The organism is Janthinobacterium sp. DSP2-3-3, from assembly GCF_049897325.1.
Lineage (GTDB): Bacteria > Pseudomonadota > Gammaproteobacteria > Burkholderiales > Burkholderiaceae_D > Janthinobacterium.
Genome location: NZ_JAFCWA010000004.1, coordinates 315306 through 334844, shown reverse-complemented (window position 1 = coordinate 334844; position 19539 = coordinate 315306). Strand labels below are relative to the sequence as shown.

Genomic DNA, 19539 nt, shown 5'->3' with positions numbered 1-19539 from the left:
TTAGCCCCTCACACTTGTTGTTTCGCCGGCTCGCCGGCTCTCACAGACATACGCGAACCTACCATGTTTGAAAAAATCCTGATTGCCAACCGTGGTGAAATTGCCCTCCGTATTCAGCGCGCCTGCCGCGAAATGGGCATTAAAACGGTTGTAGTCCACTCCGAAGCCGACAAGGACGCGAAATACGTCAAGCTGGCCGACGAATCCGTTTGTATCGGCCCGGCACAGTCATCCCTGAGCTACCTGAACATGCCCGCCATCATCAGCGCCGCTGAAGTGACGGATGCACAAGCGATTCACCCTGGCTATGGCTTCCTGTCGGAAAACGCCGACTTTGCCGAACGCGTCGAGAAATCGGGCTTCGTCTTCATCGGCCCCCGCTCCGAATCGATCCGTTTGATGGGCGACAAAGTGTCGGCCAAGCAAACCATGATCAAGGCTGGCGTACCGTGCGTCCCCGGCTCGGAAGGCGCCTTGCCGGACGATCCGAAAGCGATCGTGCAAATTGCCCGCAAGGTCGGCTACCCGGTCATCATCAAGGCTGCCGGCGGCGGTGGCGGACGCGGCATGCGCGTGGTGCACACGGAAGCTGCCCTGATCAACGCCGTGGCGATGACCAAGACGGAAGCCGGCACGGCTTTCGGCAACCCTGAAGTGTATATGGAGAAGTACCTGGAAAATCCGCGCCACGTGGAAATCCAGATCCTGGCCGACGAACACAAGAACGCCGTCTGGTTGGGCGAGCGCGATTGCTCCATGCAGCGCCGCCACCAGAAAGTCATCGAAGAAGCGCCAGCGCCGGGCATCCCGCGCAAGCTGATCGAGAAAATTGGCGACCGTTGCGCCGAAGCCTGCCGCAAAATCGGCTACCGCGGCGCCGGCACGTTCGAATTCCTGTACGAAAACGGCGAGTTCTATTTCATTGAAATGAATACCCGCGTGCAAGTCGAGCATCCCGTCACCGAGATGATTACCGGCATCGATATCGTACAAGAACAGATCCGCATCGCCGCCGGCGAAAAACTGCGTTTCCGCCAGCGCGACGTCTTGCTGTCGGGCCACGCCATCGAGTGCCGCATCAATGCCGAAGATCCCTTCAAGTTCACGCCATCGCCAGGCAAGATCGTGTCGTGGCATGCACCGGGCGGCCCTGGCATCCGCGTCGACTCGCACGCTTACGCCGGCTACTACGTGCCGCCGCACTACGACTCGATGATCGGCAAAGTGATCGCTTACGGCGCCACGCGCGAGCAAGCGATCCGCCGCATGCAGATCGCCCTGTCCGAAATGGTGGTCGAAGGCATCAACACGAATATCGCCCTGCACCGCGAATTGATGATCGATGCGCGCTTCATCGAAGGCGGCACCAACATTCACTATCTGGAACAGAAACTGGCCGACATGCCGGACCTGGGCAAGAATCTGAATGGCGGCAGCCCCAGCATCGCCAAGAAGTCCGAAATCAAGGCGGGCGCATGAGCTGGACGGAAATCGTCATCGAAATCGCCCGTGACAACGCCGAGGCCATGTCCGACGCGTTGATGGAAGCGGGCGCTCTGTCGGTCTCTGTGGAAGACGCCGATGAAGGCACGGATGCCGAGCAGCCCTTGTTTGGCGAGCCCGGCATGGAACCGAAGGAAGCGGCGTGGGAACGCAGCCGCGTGGTGGCGCTGACCGACGTCGACGCCGACCAGGCCGCCATCGTGGCCGCAGCCGCCGCAGCTGTCGGCATGGCAACGGTACCGGCATTTACCATGCGCCCCGTGGAAGAGCAGGATTGGGTGCGCCTGACCCAGTCGCAATTCGCGCCGATTCACATCGGCAAGAATATCTGGGTCGTACCCAGCTGGCACGAGGCACCGGATCCTGATGGCCTGATCCTGGAACTGGACCCGGGCCTGGCCTTCGGCACGGGCAGCCATCCGACCACGCGCCTGTGCATGGAGTGGTTGGAAGCCAATCCCGCCCCTGGCAAGAGCGTGCTCGACTACGGTTGCGGCTCCGGCATCCTGGCCATGGTGGCCAAGAAACTCGGTGCGCAAACTGTCGTCGGCGTCGATATCGACCCGCAAGCCATCGAATCGGCTGGCGAGAATGCCGAACGCAACCAGTGCGAGATCGAATATTTCTTGCCAGACACGTTTGCCACTTCGGCACACGCCACGGCGAAATTTGACATCGTCGTCGCCAACATCCTGTCGAGCCCATTGAAGCTGATGGCGCCGATGCTGTCGGGTCGCGTCGCCGACGGCGGCGCCCTGATCCTGTCCGGCGTGCTGGCACGCCAGGCGGAAGAAGTGGCCGCTGCCTACGCACCGTTCATCGAACTGGGTGTCTGGGCCGAGCAAGATGGCTGGGTGGCCCTGCATGGCCGCCTGGGCAGTACGCAAGCACCTGCGCCCCGCGCGGAAGGTGCATAAGCACAGCAATGGCCCTCGCCACCAAATGCCCCCATTGCAACACGATATTTCGGGTCGCTGCTGACCAGTTGAAGTTACGTGGGGGCATCGTACGCTGTGGCACGTGCAGGGAAGTGTTTGACGGCAATGCTGCGCTGGTCGATCCAGCTGCCGCATCGCCGTTGTTAACGTCTGACCCCGGCGCTGCCGCCCCGCTGTCGACCACGTATCCGGCCGACAACAGCCTGCCGTCCGCCACGGACGACGAACCCATCTATTCTCTCGACTTCGATACCTCGTTCGACCCGTTCGGCATCCTGCCGGAAACGGCGCAGCTCAAGGAAGACGACGGCGACCACATCGAGCTGGACCTCGACGTCACCCTGCCCGCCGAGGCGCCGGTCGACGCGCCTGTCGCCACCCCTGTCATTGCACCGGCCGAGCCGCCCGAAGCGCCGCTGCCCCAGCCGATGGCGCCCTTCAAGCGCCGCCAAGTCGATGACGCACCCGCCTTCGCCACGTATTTGCGCGACAGCCGCCGCGAGCCGAACCTGGAAACGGTGGTCACCCCAGTAGCCCCAGTATTGCCTGCCGCCGACAAAGTCAGCCTGCACAAGCCCGTGCCCGTCGCGCCCGCACCCGCGCGCCTGGAACCGACCTTGGCCGACCACTCGTTTGACCACTCGTTTGAAGCCATGCCCGCCCCTGTTAGGCCCGAGCCAGCGATTGAGGGCGAGGCCGAGGAAACGGCAGTGGCGCCGGCCGACGACGAACCGGCCTTTGTGACCCGGGGACGGCGCCGCGAACAGAGCGGCAAGGCCCTGCGCATGGCCATGGCCATCGGCTCGGCGGTGCTGCTGCTCTTGCTATTGCTGCAAGTGATGACCACCTTCCGCAATCCGCTGGCGGCACAATTGCCGCAGTGGAAGCCAACCCTGGTCGCACTGTGCAAGCTCAGTGGCTGCCAGGTCGACTTGCCGGCGCAGATCGAGGCGCTGGCCATCGAACAGGGTGAATTGCAAACCCTCAAGGAACAGACCTTTTCCTACGTCTCGCTGCTGCGCAACCAGAGCCGCAGCGTGCAAGCCTGGCCCAGCATCGAACTGATACTCAACGATGCCAACGACAAGCCGCTCTTGCGCCGCGTGATCGCGCCGCGCGACTACCTGCCGGCCCATATCGACGTGAGCAAGGGTTTTGCACCGCGCTCGGAACAAACCATCAAACTGTACTTTGCATTAGACCAGCTCACGGCGTCTGGCTACCATATCGCCATCTTTTATCCTTAACGGACACTATCATGACCAAAACATCGCTGATCTGCGGCTCGCTTGCCACCGACACCATCATGCAATTCCCCGGCCGCTTCGGCGAATCCCTGCTGGCCGACCAGTTGCACAAGGTGAATGTCTCCTTCCTTGTGCCCACCATGCGCACGGAGTTCGGCGGCTGCTCGGGCAATATCGCCTACAGCCTGAAAATGCTGGGCGGCGACCCGCGCATCGTCGGCGTCATGGGCCAGGATAGCGCCGCCTACCTGGAGCGCCTGCAAAAGCTGGGCATTTCCACCGCCACCATCCTGATCAAGGCCGACAGCTACAACGCGCAGTGCTTCGTCACGGCTGATGCGGACAATAACCAGATCAATGCCTTCCACCCGGGCGCCATGTCGTTTGCGCATGAAAACCCGATTGCCAATGCGGGGCCGGCCAGAGTGGCCATCATTTCGCCGGACGGCGACCAGGGCATGCTCAAGCACGCCGCCGACCTGGCCGAGCTGGGCATCCCCTTCATGTTCGACCCAGGTCAGCAGTTGCCACGTTTCAATGGCGACCAGTTGATCGACTTCATCAACAAAGCCACGTATGTATCGGCCAACGACTATGAAATGGAAATGTTGATGGAACGCACGGGCTTGACCCTGCCGGACATCGCCAGCCGCCTGGAAGCGCTGATCGTCACGCGCGGCGAAAAGGGTTCGGAAATTTATGCGGACGGCAAGCGCATCGACATTCCTGTCGTGACCGCCAAGGAAGTGCTGGACCCAACCGGTTGCGGCGACGCCTACCGTGCTGGCTTGCTGTTCGGCATCACCAACGACCTGGGCTGGGAAACCAGCGGCCGCCTGGCCAGCCTGCTGGGCGCCATCAAGATCGCCACCCAGGGCGCGCAAAACCATGTATTTACGCCGGCCAGCATCGCCGAGCAGTTTGAAGCGGCATTTGGATACCGCTATTAATATGTAGTCCGGTCGGCTTGCGCGCCAGCGCCAGGCCGGCCTCCCCGCTTTACCTCAACACGATAATCATCCCCACCAGCACTTGCGCGATCTGCAACAGGATCAGCGCCACCAGCAGCGACAGGTCCAGGCTGCCAACCAGCGGCACGACCTTGCGGATAGGACGCAGCAGCGGCTCGTTCAGGGCACGTACAAACGGCGCCAGCGGCGCATGCGGGTTGACCCAGCTGAAGATGGCTTCGATGATCAGCAAGGCCATGAAACCGTAGAGTATCCATTGCAGGAAGCGTTGCAGCGACTTGAGCAGCACCGCTTCGACGGGAGCGCCGGAAATAAACAGAACCGAGCTGGCCAGCAGCACGATCAGGAAGGCGCCGATCAGGCTGGCCCAGTCATACCCGCCCACGCCCGGCACTACGCGGCGCAGGGGGCGCACCAGCCAGTCGGACAATTGAAACGTGAATTGCGCCACCGACGAGGGAGGCCGCACGCGCACCGCCTGCATCCAGAAGCGCAGCAGCAACACGCCGCCCAGCAAGGTGGCAATGGTATCAACGACCAATGTAAGGATAACGATCAGCACGACTAATTCTCCAAAAAAAAACCGCTGTGTGATTGAGTCACACAGCGGCGTGTTGCCTCATCCAGGCACCCGTATCGTTGGAATTACGATGGGCGGGTGCTGGTTGGGAATGGCCAGGCTGCAGCCGGTGCCAACACGGTTTTTGCTACAGGTGCGATGGGTGCCGATGGCTTGGCGACAGGAGCTGCCTTCTTCGGCGCGGCTTTTTTAGGCGCGGCCTTCTTGGCGGCTGGCTTGGCGGCCACGGCGGCTGTTGCCGCTGGAGCTGCTGCCGGCACTGCTGCTGGTGCGGCTGCCACGACTGGCGCTGCGGCTGGCTTGGCGGCAGGTTTCGCTGCTGCTTTCGCTGCCGGCTTGGCCGCCGGTTTGACGGCTGCTTTTACTGCTGGCTTGGCTGCTACCTTGGCCGCTGGCTTGGCTGCCGGTTTCGCTGCAGGTTTCGCTGCAATCTTGGCGGCAGGTTTCGCTGCAGCTTTGGCTACCGGCTTGGCTGCTACTTTGGCGGCTGGCTTGGCGGCAACTTTCGCTGCCGGCTTTGCTGCTACCTTGGCTGCGGGCTTGGCTGCCACTTTTGCTGCTGGCTTCGCTGCTGCCTTGGCTACCGGTTTGGCAGCTGGTTTCGCTGCCGCTTTTTTCGCTGCAGGCTTGGCCGCTGGCTTCGCTACTGCTTTGGCGGCAGGTTTCGCTGCGGCTTTCGCTGCTGGCTTGGCTGCTGCTTTGGCTGCCGGCTTGGCAACGACCTTTTTCGCTGCTGGCTTCGCTGCTGCTTTGGCAGCTGGCTTGGCTGCCGCTTTTGCTGCTGGCTTCGCTGCTGGCTTCGCTGCTACCTTGGCTGCCGGCTTGGCTGCAGCTTTTGCTGCTGGCTTCGCTGCTGCCTTGGCGGCCGGCTTGGCTGCTGCCTTGGCGACAACTTTTTTCGCTGCTGGCTTGGCTGCCGCCTTGGCGACCGGTTTCGCTGCTGCCTTGGCTGCAGGTTTCGCTGCGGCTTTTTTCACTGCAGGCTTGGCTGCTGCCTTGGCGGCAGGCTTCGCTACGGCTTTTGCTGCAGGCTTGGCAACGGCTTTTTTCGCCACCGGCTTCGCTGCTGCCTTGGCGACAGGTTTCGCTGCTACCTTGGCTGCTGGCTTGGCCGCTGGTTTTGCTGCGGCTTTCGCTACTGGCTTGGCAGCCACTTTTGCTGCAGGCTTGGCTGCGGCTTTGGCGACTGGTTTGGCGGCTGGTTTGGCTGCGGCTTTGGCAGCTGGTTTAGCGGCAACCGTCTTGGCTGCGGCTGCCGGCTTCTTCGCGGCAGGAGCAGCCTTGGCGGCTGGTTTCTTTACTTCTGATTTCTTAGCGGCTGTTGCCATTTGTCTCTCCTTCATCTGAGATGAGAAATTTAAGCTACAAGATTTAAACCCGTCCGACCCACCACAGGGATAGGCCAGGCGAATTATTCATCGGCACAAACGGTCGTTTGCGCTAATGAATTCGGCACCAGCTGAACTGCTGCAACTCCTCACGTTTGCAGCACTTCAGCCATCGTCGGTGCCACCCTGCTTTATCTCGCAGCTGGTGGCAAAGTCTGAATTCGGTCATTCGTTTTCGATGCCGTGCGTTTTTCGCTCCTCGCATCGCGCTCGCGACAACACCCATGCGTCAAATAAAAAACCGCCATGCCTGAAAAAATTCGGGCACGGCGGCAGACGAAAACGGTGTGGTTTTGTGCATATCCGTGTAAATCTGTATCCCTGTTTTGCGAGGTTTTTTCGCTACCGCGCTGGTTAAAAAACCCCGCATTCTAACGCTCGCATTTGCAATCTCATAAAGTACACGAAAACCTTGTCAATGCGCAACCGGCACGACACGTTTTCGACCGCTTTTTTGCACGTTACGCGTGCTATCGCACAATCGCGCGGCAAATGCTGCCGCCAGCGTCTCCGGAAACGATTTTTTTGGCCGCCAATGCGGCCGTTCGCGGCATCCAAAAAACCTGGCGCAAGCCTCTTCGCATCGCTGAATGAAGCACGCATTTTTTCCGTCCCGCTGGCGGCACTTTTAACCTCCAGCGGCGGCGGCATTTTTCACCGCCATGCACGCCAAAAAAAAAAGCGCCGTCACGATGACGGCGCTTTTGGCGTTGGCGGGAAAAACGCTTATTCCCAGTTCAGCGCACCACCGGTCTGGTATTCGGTCACGCGCGTCTCGAAGAAGTTGCGTTCCTTCTTCATATCGATCATTTCGCTCATCCAAGGGAATGGGTTTTCCTCTTGCGCGAACAGCGGCTCGATGCCGATCTGCTGCGCGCGGCGGTTGGCGATGAAGCGCAAATAGCCCTTGAACATCGGCGCATTCAGACCCAGCACGCCGCGCGGCATGGTGTCTTCCGCATACGCGTATTCCAGGTCGACGGCGCGCAGGAACAGCACTTTGATTTCTTCGCGGAATTCGGCCGTCCAAAGCTGCGGATTTTCCATCTTGATCGTGTTGATCAAGTCGATGCCGAAGTTGCAGTGCATCGATTCGTCGCGCAGAATGTACTGGTACTGTTCCGCCGCGCCCATCATCTTGTTCTGGCGGCCCAGCGCCAGGATCTGCGTGAAGCCGACGTAGAAGAACAGGCCTTCCATCAGGCAGGCAAACACAATCAGGGACTTCAGCAGCTTCTGGTCGTTTTCGGTCGTGCCCGTGGTGAAGGTCGGATCGGTCAGCATGTCGATGAACGGGATCAGGAACTCATCCTTGTCGCGGATCGACTTGACTTCGTTGTAGGCGTTGAAAATCTCGCCTTCATCCAGGCCCAGCGACTCGACGATGTACTGGTAGGCGTGCGTATGGATCGCTTCCTCGAACGCCTGGCGCAGCAGGTACTGGCGGCATTCCGGCGCCGTGATGTGGCGATAAGTGCCCAGCACGATATTGTTTGCTGCCAGCGAGTCGGCCGTCACGAAGAAGCCCAGGTTGCGCTTGACCAGACGGCGCTCGTCTTCCGTCAGGCCGTTCGGGTTTTTCCACAGCTCGATATCGCGCTGCATGTTCACTTCCTGCGGCATCCAGTGGTTGGCGCAACCGGCCAGGTATTTGTCCCACGCCCATTTGTACTTGAACGGCACCAGTTGGTTGACGTCCGTCTTGCCGTTGATGATGCGCTTGTCGTCGGCATTCACGCGGCGCGCCACTTGTTCGGCATTGGCTTCGGACGGCTCGGCGCCCGCTGGCGCGTTCAATTCGGCATTTCCCAACGGCGCTTGCTGCGCCGGACGCGGCACTGCTGCCGACGTGTTTTCATCATCCCAGGACAACGACATAATCTTCTTCCTTTCCATGCCGGCAAGCCGGCGATCCGCAACAGGCCCGTTGAATCGGACAATACGGACATTAACAACATTGAATCAGCCCAGCAGCGCTGGGCTGACAACTTTAAATTTTTTAAAAACCGTCGCGAGCAAGCCCGATATCGGGTTGAGTAGCGGAGCCGTACTTTAGTACGGTGAGCAACACAGAACCCGAGAGGGGGCTGCGCAGCAGGTTTTTACTGGCAGGCTTCGCACTCTTCGAAACCGTCATCACCCGGACGCAGGTAGCAGGCTTCACCATCGGCGTCGTCTGCTGCCGCAGCCACCACGGGTGCCACCACGGCGGCAGCGGCTGCCGCCATGACCGCTGCCTGGGCGCTCTGTGCGCTGGCCGACATGCCGCCATCGACTGCCACGGCGTTCAGGGCGCCCGTCTTGGAGGTCGATTTCTCCATGTGGGTAGCGGCGATGGTACGCAGGTAGTAGGTGGTTTTCAGACCGCGCAGCCATGCCAGCTTGTAGGTCTCGTCCAGCTTCTTGCCGGAAGCACCCGCCATGTAGATGTTCAGCGACTGGGCCTGATCGATCCACTTCTGGCGACGCGAAGCCGCTTCCACCAGCCAGCTTGGCGACACTTCAAAGGCCGTAGCGTAGATGTCGCGCAGGTCTTGCGGGATGCGGTCGATCTTTACCAGGGAGCCGTCGAAGTACTTCAGGTCGGAGATCATGACTTCATCCCACAAGTCGCGTGCCTTCAGGTCACGCACCAGATAGCCGTTGATCTCGGTGAATTCGCCCGACAGGTTCGATTTCACGTACAGGTTCTGGAACGTCGGCTCGATACAGGCCGACACGCCGATGATGTTCGAAATCGTCGCCGTCGGGGCGATCGCCACGCAGTTCGAGTTGCGCATGCCGAACTTGGCGATGCGTTCGCGCACCGGCGTCCAGTCCATGGCCGACGAGGAATCGACTTCCAGGTAGCCGCCGCGCTCTTCCGCCAGCAGTTTCACCGAGTCTTGCGGCAGGATGCCACGGTCCCACAGCGAACCGGCATACGATTCATAGCGGCCGCGCTCTTCGGCCAGTTCCGTCGACGCCAGGTAGGCGTAGTAGCAGACCGCTTCCATCGAGGTGTCGGCGAAGCTGACCGCTGCGTCCGAGGCGAACGGGATGCGCATCATGTGCAGGCAATCCTGGAAGCCCATGACGCCCATGCCGACCGGACGATGGCGCATGTTCGAATTGCGGGCCTTCTCGACGGCGTAGTAATTGATGTCGATGACGTTGTCGAGCATGCGCATGGCGGTGCGGATGGTCTTGGCCAGCTTGACGTGATCGAGCTTGCCTTCCTTCATGTGCGCCGGCATGTTCACGGAACCGAGGTTGCAGACGGCGATTTCGTCAGGCCCCGTGTTCAGCGTGATTTCGGTGCACAGATTCGAGCTGTGGACGACGCCGACGTGCGACTGCGGGCTGCGGATGTTGCAAGGATCCTTGAACGTGATCCATGGGTGGCCCGTTTCAAACAGCATCGACAGCATCTTGCGCCACAGGTCCAGCGCCTGGACTTTCTTGAACGAGCGGATTTCGCCGGCGGCTGCCTTGGCTTCGTAGCCCAGGTAAGCCTTTTCAAAGGCTTTGCCCACCAAGTCGTGCAAGTCTGGCGTTTCGCTCGGCGAGAACAGGGTCCACTCGCCTTTTTCCATGACGCGCTTCATGAACATGTCGGGAATCCAGTTCGCCGTGTTCATGTCGTGCGTGCGGCGGCGGTCGTCGCCCGTGTTCTTGCGCAGGTCGAGGAATTCCTCGATGTCCATGTGCCAGGTTTCCAGGTAGGCGCAGACGGCGCCCTTGCGCTTGCCGCCCTGGTTGACTGCCACGGCCGTGTCGTTAACCACTTTCAGGAACGGCACCACGCCTTGCGACTTGCCGTTGGTGCCCTTGATGTGGGCGCCCAGGGCGCGCACTGGCGTCCAGTCGTTGCCCAGGCCGCCGGCGTACTTGGCCAGCAGCGCGTTGTCCTTGATGGCGTCGTAGATGCCTTCCAGGTCGTCCGAGACGGTGCTCAGGTAGCACGACGACAGCTGCGAGCGCAGGGTGCCCGAGTTGAACAGGGTAGGGGTCGAGCTCATGAAGTCGAACGAGGACAGCAGATTGTAGAACTCGATGGTGCGCGCTTCGCGGTCCGCTTCGTTCAGCGACAGGCCCATGGCCACACGCATGTAGAACGCTTGCGGCATTTCGATGCGGACGTCATGGATGTGCAGGAAGTAGCGGTCATACAGGGTTTGCAGACCGATGTAGCCGAATTGCAAGTCGCGGTCGGCAACGATGGCTTTGGCCAGGCGTTCCAGGTCGAAGCTGGCGAGTACCGGGTTCAGCAGCTCGTTGGCGATGCCCTTGGCGATATATTGCGGGAAATACGTCAGGTACTCGGCAGCAGCGGCCGCTTGCGGCACTTCCTTGCCGAACACTTCCTTGCGCACCGTGTGCAGCAGGATGCGGGCCGTGACCTGGCTGTAGGCCGGATCTTTTTCCATCAGCGCGCGCGCCGCCAGGATGGCCGACTTGTGCAGCTCTTCGACGGGCACGCCGTCGTACAGGTTCTTCACCGTTTCAGCCAGGATGGCGTCGGCATCGACGTGCTTTTCCAGGCCGGCGCAGGCGGCGTTGATCAGGTCGCGCACTTCCTGCATGTCCAGCAGACGGCGCACGCCATTATCAAGCACGTTCAGTTGGGGTGCGGTCACTTGCGCGGAAGCGCCCAGCGCTTCCTTCTGCAGGCGACGCTCTTCCATGTGCTTGGCACGGTACAGCACGTAGGCACGCGCCACGTCGTGCTCGCCCGAACGCATCAGCGACAGTTCCACCTGGTCTTGCACGTCTTCGATATGGAAGGTGCCGCCACCCGGATGGCGGCGTACCAGCGCGGCGACGACGCCATCGGTCAGTTGTTCCACCAGGTCGCGGATGCGTGCCGAGGCGGCACCCTGGCCGCCGTTAACGGCCAAAAACGCCTTGGTCATGGCGATGGCGATCTTCGAAGGCTCAAATGCCACCACCGCGCCGTTGCGGCGGATGATGCGATAGTCGCCCAATGCCGCGCCCTTGCTCGCCACGCTATTGGCCGCGCCTGGCGCTGGCGATACTGGCGTTGGATGGATGGAAATATCTTGTGGTGATTGCATTGAAGCTCCCGTTGTCAGCTAAAGTCAGCCTGCAGTTTTGCTGCCGCGTGTGTTGTTGAATAGAACGCCCGATGGTCAGGGTTTCTTCAGGTGTTTGTTGCTAAATAGTAAATAATTTACAACCAAAAATCATGCGGCCAACCTGTACAGCCCGGCTGGCGCGAAACACGATCAAGGGTGGTGAAACGCCAGTTCCCGTTGCCATATCAACAAGCAGGGTAGCTTTGGTAATAATTCTGAAAACGTCTGTGATGGCACTACATATAGTCTTTAAATCCAAGTTATGCACTAATTGTAGTGCCCATCGAAAGGCGATGCAATAGTTTTCCGGCATCCGCCAGCGTAATTTTTTGTATTTTCATATACGATTTCGGTTGACTTTTCAGGGCTTGGATGGAAAGCCCAATCCCCGCGTAGTAAGCGCTAACGCAGGCTGCCCGCGCACAGTTTCCAACCAGCATTCTTGATAAAAATGCCAGTCAAAAAACGGTCCCGGATCCGTTTTCCTCCCCGGTGCAATATGCTCGTGGCCGCGCACCTGGGACAAGCCATAGCGCGCCACCAGCGCCGCCGTCAGCGCCGCCAGCACGCGATATTGCTGCGGCTGGAAGGGGACAAAGTCCGCGCCTTCCATTTCGATACCGATGGAATAGCTATTGCACTGCGGGCGTCCTTCGAAGGTGGATGCGCCAGCATGCCAGGCACGTTGATCAGCAGAAACATATTGCAACAGCGCACCATCGCGCCGCACAAAAAAGTGCGCCGACACCTGCAAGCCACGCAGGTCGGCGAAAGAAGGATCGGCATTATAATCTACCCGACCGGTAAACAAGTCCGACACATGTGGTCCGCCAAAGTGGCCGCCCGGCAAGCTGATGTTATGGATCACCAGCAAGTCGACTTGCGCACCGTCCGGGCGCGCATCCTGGTACGGCGAGTCATAGCGCAGCGCGCCGTCACACCAGCCGTCTTCATCTATCGTCCATGCTGTCATCAAGGTAGCGCTTCCTGTATCGTCAATTTCTGCATGCGGTAACGCAACTGGCGCACGCTCAGCCCCAGCTGGCGCGCCGCCCGTACGCGGTGATAGCACGCCTGCACCAGCGCCTGCATGATCATGTCGCGCTCGACCTGGCGCAAATACACATCCAGCGGCACGCCGCACACGGCCATGCCCGGCAGGCACAGTTGCCGTTCCGGCAAGGCCGGCCCCGCCTGCAACGGGGTGATGCCCGCCGCCGACTGCAGCCCCAGCCCATCGAGCGCGATCACGCCGCCATCTGCAAAAGCCAGCGCCCGTTCCAGCATATTTTCAAGTTCGCGCACATTGCCGGGAAACGCATACGCGGTCAGGGCCGCCAGCACCGGCGGCGCCAGGCTCACGGCCTGGCCCGGTGCCAGACGCGCCAGGATTGCCTCACATAATACCTGCAGATCGCCGCGCCGCTCCCGCAGCGGCGGCAGCGCCAACTCGATGACATTGAGCCGGAAAAACAGATCCTGGCGAAACGTGCCGGCGGCCACGCCGCGCGCCAGGCCATGCTGGCTGGCGCACAGGATGCGCACGTCAACGGCTTCGTCGCTACTGCCGCCCAGCTTGCGCACGCGGCGCTCCTGCAGCACGCGCAACAGCTTCACCTGCATGGCCAGCGGCAGATCATCGACTTCATCAAGCAACAAACTGCCGCCATGGGCTGCCTGGAAGAATCCCTGACGTTCGTGCAGCGCGCCCGTATAGGCGCCCGGCCGGCAGCCGAAGAATTCGGCTTCCATCAGCGCTTCGGGAATGGCACCGCAGTTGACGGCGATAAACGGGGCGCTGGCGCGCGCCCCCTGCGCGTGGATGGCGCGTGCCGCCAATTCCTTGCCCGTGCCTGATTCGCCGCGGATGGCCACCGGCGCGCCGCAGCGGGCGATGCGGCCGATCTGCGAGCGCAGTGCCTGCATGGGCAGCGAATTGCCACCTAGTTGCGGCGCCGACGGCAGGCCGCTGGCCGCCGTGTTGCCGGCGGCGGTCGCGGTCTGCGGGTTGGGACTGGGCATAGGGGAGCGCGCCTTTCTGCGAGGGCGGTGGCAAACCGCTTGCTGCAGATGCTACGCCGGACTGCTGCCGGAGGACGTTACGATACGGATGAGCAACGCGGCGCGCGCTTCCCCTTACAGCGTGGCGTGCGCGTGGCTGCAGTAATCGTGCCCCTTGGCCTGCACATTTTCGGAGACCGGATAGTACACGCCGCAATGGGCGCAACACAGCATCAGCTCGGCATCCGGCAATTCCTGCGGCCGGCCCGGCGGCGCAAACGGCTGCGACCGCTGTTGCTGCGCGCGAGCGCGCTGCTGCATGCCCCGGATCTTGCTGCGAATAGCAAACAGCACCAGGAACACCAGCGCCAGCCAGAATAAAACACGTGTCATGCGTATCCTCGGTGTAAAACCACTTCCAGTACAAAACGGCTGCCGACATAGGCCAGCAGCAAGGTGGCGAAACCGGCCAGGGTGAAGCTCAAGGCCGTCTTGCCGCGCCAGCCGCGATAGCGGCGCCCTGCCAGCAGGGCGGCAAACAATAGCCACGACAGCATGGTGAACACGGATTTGTGATCCCAGTTGAGCGCCTTGCCAAATAATTGCTCGGAAAAGACGATGCCCGACAGCACGGTCAAGCTGAGCAGGATAAAACCCAGACCGATCATGCGGAACAGCAACTTTTCCATCGTCAGCAGCGCTGGCAACTGGTCCAGCGCGCTGCCGATGAAGCCACGGCTTTCGCTGCGCGTATGCAGGCGCGATTCCTGCAGCGCCATGAGCACGGCGTGAAAGGCAGCAATCGTCAAGGTGCTGTAGGCCAGCACCGCCACGGCAATATGCCAGCCGAAGACGGCGGACTTGCCCTCCATGCTGACCTGGCTGCCAGGAAAGGCCCAGGCCAGGCCGATGGCGATGACGGCGCTGGGCATGACCATGCGGCGCAATCCGTCCAGGCTGAAATTGCGGTTCTCGATCCAGTAGGCGCCCACCGAGACCCACAGCGCGGCCGACAGCATGGCGGAAAAACCGAAACGCAAAGTGCCAGGCGCCATCAGGTCGAACCACAGGGTGGCGGCATGCGCCAGCCAGCCGACACCGGTCAGGCCGGCAATGAGCCGGGCACGGGACGAGGGAAGCACCGCGCACGCCACGTACAACAAAGCGGCGATAAAAAAGAAATAGATCTGCATAGTTTAAGTTTACACCATAGCCGACAAGCGCGATTCAAGCGACAGCCCGGGTGACAGGCATTCCGCCGCCAACCAATGCTGCAAGCCTGCCATGATATCGCGCCTGAGGCGCAACGGGGTGGCGCACCCTCAAGATTTCGGTAATCTTTCGCGCCGCCGCGTGCCACCTGCCTATATATTAGTATGCCGCAAAAAAATGATGGCCCGCTTAAGCGAGCCATCGGGCACTGCCAATATCTGGTTTACTTCACGTTCAGGCTCTTTTTCGCCTGCTCCAGCAAGTCCGTCTTGACCCAGTCCTTGGCCACGGGCGGTTTGCTCATGCGGCCCACGCCCGTTTTCACCATCACATCGGTGGTCACCTGAATATGTTCGGGCGAAATGTCATAGGAATACGGCGAATTGCTGATCGCGTCGTCGAAGTCATCCTTCGTGATCTGGCCGCGGAACACGACTTCCCGCACATACTTTTCCGCCGTCGCCTTATTGTCGATAAAGGTCTTGGTGGCTTCGACGAAGCAGCGCATGAATTTTTCCGCCACGGGGCGACGATCCTTGTAAAACTTTTCCGTCATCACCATGGTGCGCACGGGTTCGCCGATCGGCGTGTCGTACGGTTTGATGACTTCGGTGCCGAATCCCTTATTGATCGCCTGCGACGATTGCGGCTCCGACTGCATCATGGCGTCGATATTCTTGCCCATCAGCGCCTGGTTCAAGTCGGCGTAGGCCAGGAACACCAGTTGCACGTCCTTGCCCTTGGTTTCGGAATATGTCAGGCCCGCTTGCGACAGCTCGGCCAGCAGCAGCACTTCTTGGATACCGCCGCGCGTCACACCCACGCGCTTGCCCTTCAAATCCTTGACGCTGGCGATCTTTTGCCCCATGCCGCCCACCAGGCGCGCACCGCCCTTGGCAAAGCCGGCCACCACATAGATGGGCGCACCGCCGGCGCGGCCGGAAATGGCCGCTTCGGATGCCGTCGCACCCACGTCAAGCTCGCCCGCGATAATGGCCTGCATGACATCAAGGCCCTTGGCAAAGATATGCTCTTCGACCTTGATGCCGCACTTGGGCGCGATTTCCTTGATGTACGACACGGCGCCGTAATGGGCGAATTTCAAATTGCCCAAGCGCACGACTTCCTGCGCCTGCGCCTGGACGGCACCCACGCTGAAGGCCAGCATGAGGGCGGCGGCGATACCGGTTTTCAAGGTTGATTTTGTCTGCATCGGGTTCTCCTGTGGTGGTTGGTGTGTGCCCGCAAGGGCATAAAACACAGCTTTTTTTTATTATGGGGAGATAGTACCGTGTGTTAGAGCCAGGGCAACATTTTTTTGCCGGCAGCCACGCTGCCGGCATTGTTACAACAGCCGGCTTACTGGCCCGCCAGTGCCACCACCGGATCGAGTCCTGACGCCTTGCGCGCCGGCATGAAGCCAAACACCAGCCCCGTCACCACGGCGCAGGCAAACGCGCCACCGATGGCGCTCAGCGAAAAGATCACCGGTACGTCCCATACCAGCAGCAAGCCGGCCACCGTCACGCCGACCACGATGCCGGCCACGCCGCCCACTACCGACACCAGCACGGCTTCGGTAAGGAACTGGCGCAGGATGTCGCGCCGGCGCGCGCCCGTCGCCATGCGGATGCCGATTTCGCGCGTGCGCTCGCGCACCGTCATCAGCATCACATTCATGACGCCGATGCCGCCCACCACCAGAGAGACTGCGGCGATCAGGCTGAGCATCATCGTCATGTTGTCCTGCGTCTTGGCTTCGGCGGCGATCGACGCGGCCGCGTTGCTGATGCCATAGTCGCGGATGCGGTGGCGCTCGAACATGGTGGCGTCGACCGCCGCCTCCACCTCCGTCACGCGCTTGACGTCGGTCACCGCCAGCACCGTGTACGTCGGTTCGCGCTGGCCGAAGACACGGATGCCGGCCGTGGAAAACGGCAGCAGCAGCACGTCGTCTTCATCCTTCTCGCCCGTCAGCGCGCCCTTCGCGCTCATCACGCCGATCACCTGGAACGGCACATTGCCGATCAGGATGCTCTGCCCCACGGGATTGGCCACGTCGGGCATCAGTTTTTCGGCCAGGTGCGCGCCCAGCACGGCCACGGTGGCCATCTCGCGCTCGTCTTCTTCGGTAAAGAAGCCGCCCTTGGCCACCGGCCAGGTCTGGATCTGCGGCAGGGCCGGCCCCGTGCCGCGCACATACGTCTGCACGTCGAGGTTGCCGTGGCGTATCACCTTGTTGCCCGTGACATTCGGCAGCACGTGGGAAATGCCAGGCACTTCCTCCAGCGCTTCCAGATCGGCCAAGGTAATGCTGCGCCCGGGAATGCGCGAGCTTTCACCGATCGACGACATATACAAGAGGTTCGAGCCGAACGCGCCCAGCTGCGCCATCACTTGCTGGCGCGTGCCCAGGCCGATGGCCAGCATGACGATCACGGAAGCGACGCCGATGACGATGCCGAGCAGGGTCAATCCCGTGCGGAAGCGGTTGATCCACAGCACGCGCCAGGCGGCGCGCGCCGCGTCGAGCAATTCCGTGCCCAGCGACGCGCCTGTATCGTGGGCGGCGCGCGACATGTCCAGCGGCGGCAGGGCCGTCGACGTAGCGGGGATGGCGATGGCGCCCGAATCTGCGATGATTTCGCCATCGCTGATCTCGATCACGCGGCGCGCCTGGGCCGCCACCTTGCGGTCATGCGTAATGAGGATGATGGTGTGGCCCGCGTCGGCCAGTTCGCCCAGCAGGGCCATGACTTCGGCGCCGCTGCTGCTATCTAACGCCCCCGTCGGTTCATCGGCAAGGATGATGCGCCCGCCATTCATCAGCGCGCGCGCGATCGACACGCGCTGCTGCTGCCCGCCCGATAATTGATTCGGCCGGTGGTCGAGCCGGTCGCCCAGGCCCAGGCGCTTGAGCAGCGCTTCGGAACGCGCGTGGCGGGCCGCGGCCGGCATGCCCGCGTACAGGGCCGGCACTTCCACATTTTCGCGCGCCGATTCGGTGGCGATCAGGTGATAGCCCTGGAAGACGAAGCCGAACGCTACACGCCGCAGCCACGCCAGTTCATCGGGATTCAGGCTGGCCACGTCCTGGCCGGCGAAGCGGTAGGTGCCGTCGCTGGGACGGTCAAGGCAGCCGAGCAGATGCATCAGCGTCGATTTGCCGGAACCGGACGCGCCCACGATGGCGACGAATTCGCCGGCGCCAATCGACAAGGTCAGGCCGCGCAGCACTTCCACGGCCGGCGCGCCGTCATGGCCGCCGTAGCGCTTGCGGATGCCCTGCAGGGAAATCAAAGGCGTCAGGGGCGGCGGCTGGTCCGGCCGTCCTGATTGCCCCAGTGACGCGGCCTCGCTCATGGCACTCATAACTGGAACCTGCTGGCGCCGCTGCCGGCCGGCTGCTCACCCGTGACCAGCAATTCACCTTCGCGCAAGCCTTGCAGCACTTCCGCGCTGAGACGGTTGCGCACGCCCACGGTGACGGCGCGCGTATCGACCTTGCCGTCCGCATCCATCACGCGGGCCGTAAACTGCCCCGGCTTGGCGCCTTCCTCAGTCGATGGTTTCAGCGCCGGCAAGGGCACGGCCAGCACATTGTTTGCCGCGGCCGTGACAAACACCACCTGCGCCGTCATCTGCGGCATCAATTCGCCATCGGCGTTATCCACGTCGAACAGCACGGTATACAGAATCACCTTACTGGTCGACGGCGCCAGGGCCGTGCCGGCGGCAGAACCACCGGGTACCGGCGGCGCCGGCAGCACTTGCCGCACCTTGCCGCTCCAGCGCCGCTGGTCGCCGCCCAGGGTAGTGAAATACACGGGCATGTCCGGGCGCACGCGGCGCACGTCCGCTTCCGACACTTCCGTCCACACCGTCATGGCCGACAGATCGGCGATGCGCAGGATGTTCGGCGTCTGGTACGTGGCGTTCAGGGTTTGCCCTTCTTTCGCGTCCAGGCCCACGACCTTGCCGGCCATCGGCGCGTAGATGCGCGTATAGCCGAGGCGCGCCTCGTCCGCCTTCAGGCTGGCCTGGGTCTGATCGATCTGCGCCTTCAGGTGGTCGATCTTGGCGCTAGCCGAGGCCAGGGTGGCTTCGGCCGTTTCCAGGTCGGCCAGCGGCGTCGAGTCGAACTTGGCCATCTGCTTCTGGCGCACGTGCTGCTGGCCCGCGAGGCGGTGCTGCGCCTGCTGGTCGGCCAGTTGCGCGCGCAAGCCCGCCAGCGCGGCGCGGCCCGCATCGACCGTGGCTTGCTGCACGCTGGGGTCGATCTCGGCCAGCAACTGGCCTTTTTCCACGGCGCTGCCGGGCTGCACGTGCAGGCGCGTGATCTGGCCCGACACCTGCGCCCCCACGTCGACATAGGTTTGCGGCTGCAGGGTGCCGATGGCCGTGACGCTGGCTTCGATATTGCCGCGCTTGACGGGGGCCGTGTCGAACACGGTGGTCGGGCCGCGCGTGGCCCACAGGGCACCGGCGCCAAACAGCGCAAGCAAGACCGCACCGCCCAGGATGCGGGTGCGGCGGGAAGGCAGGCGGGCCGCCATCAGGAAGCCGCCTTGGATGAAGTCAAAACGAAATTACAAACGTCAAACGGTGTCGCCAGGCATGA

Annotated in this window: 16 protein-coding genes; 5 read left to right on the top strand and 11 right to left on the bottom strand. The window is 61.8% G+C overall.

What is annotated here, in order from left to right:
* The first annotated feature begins 63 nt into the window (after window positions 1-63).
* Genes accC through ACP7DE_RS10485 form a run of 4 tightly spaced genes read left to right on the top strand, consistent with a single transcriptional unit; the run spans window position 64 to window position 4638 of the window.
* Entirely contained in the window at window positions 64-1479 is a 1416-nt protein-coding gene (gene accC, locus ACP7DE_RS10500) for an acetyl-CoA carboxylase biotin carboxylase subunit (RefSeq protein WP_101482775.1), read from the top strand.
* Window positions 1476-2420, top strand: a complete 945-nt coding sequence (gene prmA, locus ACP7DE_RS10495) for a 50S ribosomal protein L11 methyltransferase (RefSeq protein ID WP_426072042.1) — start codon at window positions 1476-1478, stop codon at window positions 2418-2420. Before accC ends, prmA begins: the two co-directional genes overlap by 4 nt.
* An 8-nt stretch (window positions 2421-2428) precedes the next feature.
* Entirely contained in the window at window positions 2429-3688 is a 1260-nt protein-coding gene (locus ACP7DE_RS10490; RefSeq protein WP_426072041.1) for a DUF3426 domain-containing protein, read from the top strand.
* Between the two features lie 11 nt (window positions 3689-3699).
* Window positions 3700-4638, top strand: a complete 939-nt coding sequence (locus ACP7DE_RS10485; protein WP_426072040.1) for a carbohydrate kinase family protein — start codon at window positions 3700-3702, stop codon at window positions 4636-4638.
* A gap of 49 nt (window positions 4639-4687) precedes the next feature.
* Here ACP7DE_RS10485 and ACP7DE_RS10480 read toward each other — a convergent pair whose 3' ends face one another.
* Both ACP7DE_RS10480 and ACP7DE_RS10475 read right to left on the bottom strand, forming a co-directional pair.
* Window positions 4688-5221 (bottom strand): YggT family protein, encoded by a 534-nt coding sequence (locus ACP7DE_RS10480; RefSeq protein WP_426072039.1) that lies wholly within the window; start codon window positions 5219-5221, stop codon window positions 4688-4690.
* A gap of 83 nt (window positions 5222-5304) precedes the next feature.
* Entirely contained in the window at window positions 5305-5790 is a 486-nt protein-coding gene (locus ACP7DE_RS10475; RefSeq protein ID WP_426072038.1) for a hypothetical protein, read from the bottom strand.
* Here ACP7DE_RS10475 and ACP7DE_RS10470 point away from each other — a divergent pair.
* The gene (locus ACP7DE_RS10470; protein WP_426072037.1) at window positions 5780-6586 is read left to right on the top strand and encodes a hypothetical protein; all 807 of its coding nucleotides are present in this window, start codon (window positions 5780-5782) and stop codon (window positions 6584-6586) included. The genes ACP7DE_RS10475 and ACP7DE_RS10470 overlap by 11 nt on opposite strands.
* A 767-nt stretch (window positions 6587-7353) precedes the next feature.
* On the opposite strand, the gene ACP7DE_RS10465 is transcribed toward ACP7DE_RS10470, so the two are convergent.
* From ACP7DE_RS10465 to ACP7DE_RS10425, 9 genes are all read right to left on the bottom strand, one after another.
* Window positions 7354-8505 (bottom strand): ribonucleotide-diphosphate reductase subunit beta, encoded by a 1152-nt coding sequence (locus ACP7DE_RS10465; RefSeq protein ID WP_426072036.1) that lies wholly within the window; start codon window positions 8503-8505, stop codon window positions 7354-7356.
* Window positions 8506-8729: 224 nt separating this feature from the next.
* Window positions 8730-11684, bottom strand: a complete 2955-nt coding sequence (locus ACP7DE_RS10460; protein ID WP_426072035.1) for a ribonucleoside-diphosphate reductase subunit alpha — start codon at window positions 11682-11684, stop codon at window positions 8730-8732.
* Window positions 11685-12066: 382 nt separating this feature from the next.
* Complete coding sequence (ampD, locus tag ACP7DE_RS10455) at window positions 12067-12678, bottom strand: 1,6-anhydro-N-acetylmuramyl-L-alanine amidase AmpD (RefSeq protein ID WP_426072178.1); 612 nt, start codon at window positions 12676-12678, stop codon at window positions 12067-12069.
* Window positions 12678-13727 carry a sigma-54 interaction domain-containing protein gene (locus tag ACP7DE_RS10450; protein WP_426072034.1) on the bottom strand — a complete coding sequence of 350 codons (1050 nt, stop codon included), beginning with the start codon at window positions 13725-13727 and terminating at the stop codon, window positions 12678-12680. Before ACP7DE_RS10450 ends, ampD begins: the two co-directional genes overlap by 1 nt.
* A 114-nt stretch (window positions 13728-13841) precedes the next feature.
* Entirely contained in the window at window positions 13842-14099 is a 258-nt protein-coding gene (locus ACP7DE_RS10445; RefSeq protein WP_426072033.1) for a PP0621 family protein, read from the bottom strand.
* Complete coding sequence (locus tag ACP7DE_RS10440; RefSeq protein ID WP_426072032.1) at window positions 14096-14899, bottom strand: cytochrome C assembly family protein; 804 nt, start codon at window positions 14897-14899, stop codon at window positions 14096-14098. Before ACP7DE_RS10440 ends, ACP7DE_RS10445 begins: the two co-directional genes overlap by 4 nt.
* 242 nt (window positions 14900-15141) lie before the next feature.
* Complete coding sequence (locus ACP7DE_RS10435) at window positions 15142-16086, bottom strand: ABC transporter substrate-binding protein (RefSeq protein ID WP_426072177.1); 945 nt, start codon at window positions 16084-16086, stop codon at window positions 15142-15144.
* A 191-nt stretch (window positions 16087-16277) separates the two neighbouring features.
* The gene (locus ACP7DE_RS10430; protein ID WP_426072031.1) at window positions 16278-18281 is read right to left on the bottom strand and encodes a MacB family efflux pump subunit; all 2004 of its coding nucleotides are present in this window, start codon (window positions 18279-18281) and stop codon (window positions 16278-16280) included.
* A gap of 5 nt (window positions 18282-18286) precedes the next feature.
* Complete coding sequence (locus tag ACP7DE_RS10425; protein WP_426072030.1) at window positions 18287-19474, bottom strand: efflux RND transporter periplasmic adaptor subunit; 1188 nt, start codon at window positions 19472-19474, stop codon at window positions 18287-18289.
* Between the last annotated feature and the right edge of the window lie 65 nt (window positions 19475-19539).

Bases quoted from the DNA above. Each gene is read 5' to 3' on its own strand.
- ACP7DE_RS10450 (WP_426072034.1), bottom strand. From the start codon at position 13,727: ATGCCCAGTCCCAACCCGCAGACCGCGACCGCCGCCGGCAACACGGCG.
- ACP7DE_RS10430 (WP_426072031.1), bottom strand. From the start codon at position 18,281: ATGAGCGAGGCCGCGTCACTGGGGCAATCAGGACGGCCGGACCAGCCG.
- ampD (WP_426072178.1), bottom strand. From the start codon at position 12,678: ATGACAGCATGGACGATAGATGAAGACGGCTGGTGTGACGGCGCGCTG.
- accC (WP_101482775.1), top strand. From the start codon at position 64: ATGTTTGAAAAAATCCTGATTGCCAACCGTGGTGAAATTGCCCTCCGT.
- ACP7DE_RS10460 (WP_426072035.1), bottom strand. From the start codon at position 11,684: ATGCAATCACCACAAGATATTTCCATCCATCCAACGCCAGTATCGCCA.
- ACP7DE_RS10440 (WP_426072032.1), bottom strand. From the start codon at position 14,899: ATGCAGATCTATTTCTTTTTTATCGCCGCTTTGTTGTACGTGGCGTGC.
- ACP7DE_RS10465 (WP_426072036.1), bottom strand. From the start codon at position 8,505: ATGTCGTTGTCCTGGGATGATGAAAACACGTCGGCAGCAGTGCCGCGT.
- ACP7DE_RS10485 (WP_426072040.1), top strand. From the start codon at position 3,700: ATGACCAAAACATCGCTGATCTGCGGCTCGCTTGCCACCGACACCATC.
- prmA (WP_426072042.1), top strand. From the start codon at position 1,476: ATGAGCTGGACGGAAATCGTCATCGAAATCGCCCGTGACAACGCCGAG.
- ACP7DE_RS10490 (WP_426072041.1), top strand. From the start codon at position 2,429: ATGGCCCTCGCCACCAAATGCCCCCATTGCAACACGATATTTCGGGTC.
- ACP7DE_RS10425 (WP_426072030.1), bottom strand. From the start codon at position 19,474: ATGGCGGCCCGCCTGCCTTCCCGCCGCACCCGCATCCTGGGCGGTGCG.
- ACP7DE_RS10445 (WP_426072033.1), bottom strand. From the start codon at position 14,099: ATGACACGTGTTTTATTCTGGCTGGCGCTGGTGTTCCTGGTGCTGTTT.
- ACP7DE_RS10435 (WP_426072177.1), bottom strand. From the start codon at position 16,086: ATGCTGGCCTTCAGCGTGGGTGCCGTCCAGGCGCAGGCGCAGGAAGTC.